This is a genomic window from Mycobacterium sp. (assembly GCF_050701675.1).
In the GTDB taxonomy this organism is placed as follows: Bacteria; Actinomycetota; Actinomycetes; order Mycobacteriales; family Mycobacteriaceae; genus Mycobacterium.
Genome location: NZ_JBOGDD010000138.1, coordinates 1 through 2,731, shown reverse-complemented (window position 1 = coordinate 2,731; position 2,731 = coordinate 1). Strand labels below are relative to the sequence as shown.

2 protein-coding genes are annotated in these 2,731 nt (G+C 66.7%); one reads left to right on the top strand and one right to left on the bottom strand.

All coding sequences use genetic code 11. From position 1 onward, the window contains the following. Positions 1-729, bottom strand: a 729-nt coding sequence (locus ACRDUX_RS04095; RefSeq protein ID WP_526411281.1) for an enoyl-CoA hydratase/isomerase family protein, incomplete at its 3' end; no start/stop codon positions are given. A 159-nt stretch (positions 730-888) separates the two neighbouring features. Between ACRDUX_RS04095 and glgX the strand changes: the two genes are divergently transcribed. Further along, the coding region (gene glgX, locus ACRDUX_RS04090) for a glycogen debranching protein GlgX (protein WP_526411279.1) at positions 889-2,731 on the top strand (1,843 nt) is incomplete at its 3' end.

Genomic DNA, 2,731 nt, shown 5'->3' with positions numbered 1-2,731 from the left:
GGCCATCAGCGCGAGATGTATCGCGGTCTCGCGGGCACCGACCGCCTCGCGGTCCAGGTCATACGAGTCCCACAGCAGGCGCTTGCTTGCAGCCACCGACATCGGGGCGGTGTTCTCGGCGACGTCGTGGGCGAGGGCCACCGCGGCGGGCAGAACGGCGTCGGCGTCGAGCACCCGGCTGCCAAGCCCGAGCTCGACGGCCCGGCGACCGTCGAAGGTGGCGCCGGTCAGCAGAATCTCGGCGGCGTTGGCGATGCCGACCAGCCGGGGCAGCACCCAGTGCGAGTACGCGTCCCCGACCACTCCGCGGCGGACCTGCACGACGCCATACTTCGCGTCCGCGGCGAACAACCGGATGTCGCACTGCAGCGCGAGGGTCAGCCCGAGCCCGAGCGCGTGCCCGTTGATGGCGGCGATCACCGGTTTGCTCAGCGTCCAGGCTGGAATTGCGATACCCGCCGCGCTGAAGCCAGGGCCGGGTTCGGCAAAGGTGCGGTCGCCGACGGCAAGGTCGGCGCCTGCGCAGAAGGCCGGTGGAGCACCCGTCAGCACCACCACCCGCACGGTGTCGTCCTGGTCGCAGCGGACGAATGCGTCGGCGAGTTCCTCGCGCATCCCGTCGCCGATCGCGTTGCGAACCCGGGGTCGATTCAGGGTGATCGTGACCACAGGCCCGTCGGCCTGGGTTTGCAGTGTTCGGTAACTGGGCAGGCCAGAGCCGGTAGCCAAAGTGGCGTACCTCCAATTCGTGCGTCTCGCCCGCCATGCTCCCGCGGCCGAGAGCACCGTATCGTCGCCTTGTTCGATCTCAGTCAACCCGGAGTGTGCACTTTGGCCTCAGCCAGTTCGAAAGCCGCCAGTTCCAAGGACACCGCGACGCCTCCCGTGATGCCGGCGTCGCAGCCCGATGCCCCCGTCAAGGACGTCATCCTGCGGGAGATGTGGCCAGGCAAGGCCTACCCACTTGGAGCCACCTACGACGGTTCGGGCAGCAACTTCGCCGTCTTCAGCGAGGCCGCGGAGTCCATCGAGCTGTGCCTGTTCGACGCCGATGGCACCGAGACCAAGTTGAAGCTGCCCGAGGTCGACGGCTTCGTCTGGCACGGCTTCGTGCCCGACGTCGAGCCGGGCCAGCGGTACGGCTATCGCGTGCACGGTCCGTACGATCCGGCGTCCGGTCAGCGGTGCAACGCCAACAAGCTGCTGCTTGACCCCTATGCGAAGGCCATCGACGGCACGTTCCAGTGGGACCAGTCCCTCTTCGGCTACGACTTCGGCGACCCCGACAGCCGCAACGACGAGGACTCGGCGGCCAGCATGCCGAAGTCCGTCGTCATCAACCCGTTCTTCGACTGGGGCAACGACCGGCCACCGCAGCACGAATATGCGGACTCGGTCATCTACGAGGCGCACGTCAAGGGCCTCACCGAGACGCACCCGGACATCCCGGAGCGCAGCCGCGGCACCTACGCGGCGATCGCCCACCCCGCGATCATCGAGCACCTCAAGGATCTCGGGATCACGGCGATCGAACTGATGCCGGTGCACCACTTCGCGAACGACTCCACGCTGATCGACAAGGGCCTGTCCAACTACTGGGGTTACAACACCATCGGGTTCTTCGCGCCGGACTCCAAGTACGGCGCCAGCCCGACGCCCGGCGGCCAGGTGCAGGAGTTCAAGGCGATGGTCCGCGCACTGCACGAGGCGGATATCGAAGTCATCCTCGACGTGGTCAACAACCACACCGCCGAGGGCAACCACATGGGCCCGACGCTGTCGATGCGGGGGATCGACAACGCCGCCTACTACCGCCTCGTCGACGACGACCAGCGGTACTACATGGACTACACCGGCACCGGCAACAGCCTCAACGCCGGCCACCCCCACGCTCTTCAGCTCATCATGGACTCGCTGCGCTACTGGGTCACCGAGATGCACGTCGACGGGTTCCGCTTCGACCTGGCGTCCACGCTGGCCCGCGAGTTCTACGACGTGGACAAGCTGTCGACCTTCTTCGAACTCGTCCAGCAGGACCCCACCGTGAGTCAGGTGAAGCTCATCGCCGAGCCGTGGGACGTCGGCCCCGGTGGCTACCAGGTCGGCAACTTCCCACCGCAGTGGACCGAATGGAACGGCAAGTACCGCGACACGGTCCGCGACTTCTGGCGCGGCGAGGACGCCAGCCTCGGCGAGTTCGCCTCCCGACTCACCGGGTCGGCGGATCTGTACGAGCACACGGCGCGCCGACCGGTGGCCTCGATCAACTTCGTCACCGCCCACGATGGCTTCACGCTGCGCGACCTGGTCTCCTACAACGACAAGCACAACGACGCCAACGGCGAGAACAACAACGACGGCGAGAGCAACAACCAGTCCTGGAACTGTGGCGTCGAAGGCCCCACCGACGATCCGGTGATCCTTGCGCTGCGTGCCCAACAGCAGCGCAATTTCATCACCACCAACCTGCTGAGCCAGGGTGTGCCGATGATCTGCCACGGTGACGAGCTCGGCCGCACTCAGGGCGGCAACAACAACGGGTACTGCCAGGACAACGAGATCACCTGGATCGACTGGGCCAGTGCCGACACGGGGTTGATCGAATTCACCCGCTCGGTGTCCGCGTTGCGGGCTGCGCACCCGGTGTTCCGTCGACGTCGCTTCTTCGACGGGCTGCCGGTGCGCATCCGCGGGTCCGAGCGCATTCCGGACATCTCGTGGTTCGCCCCGG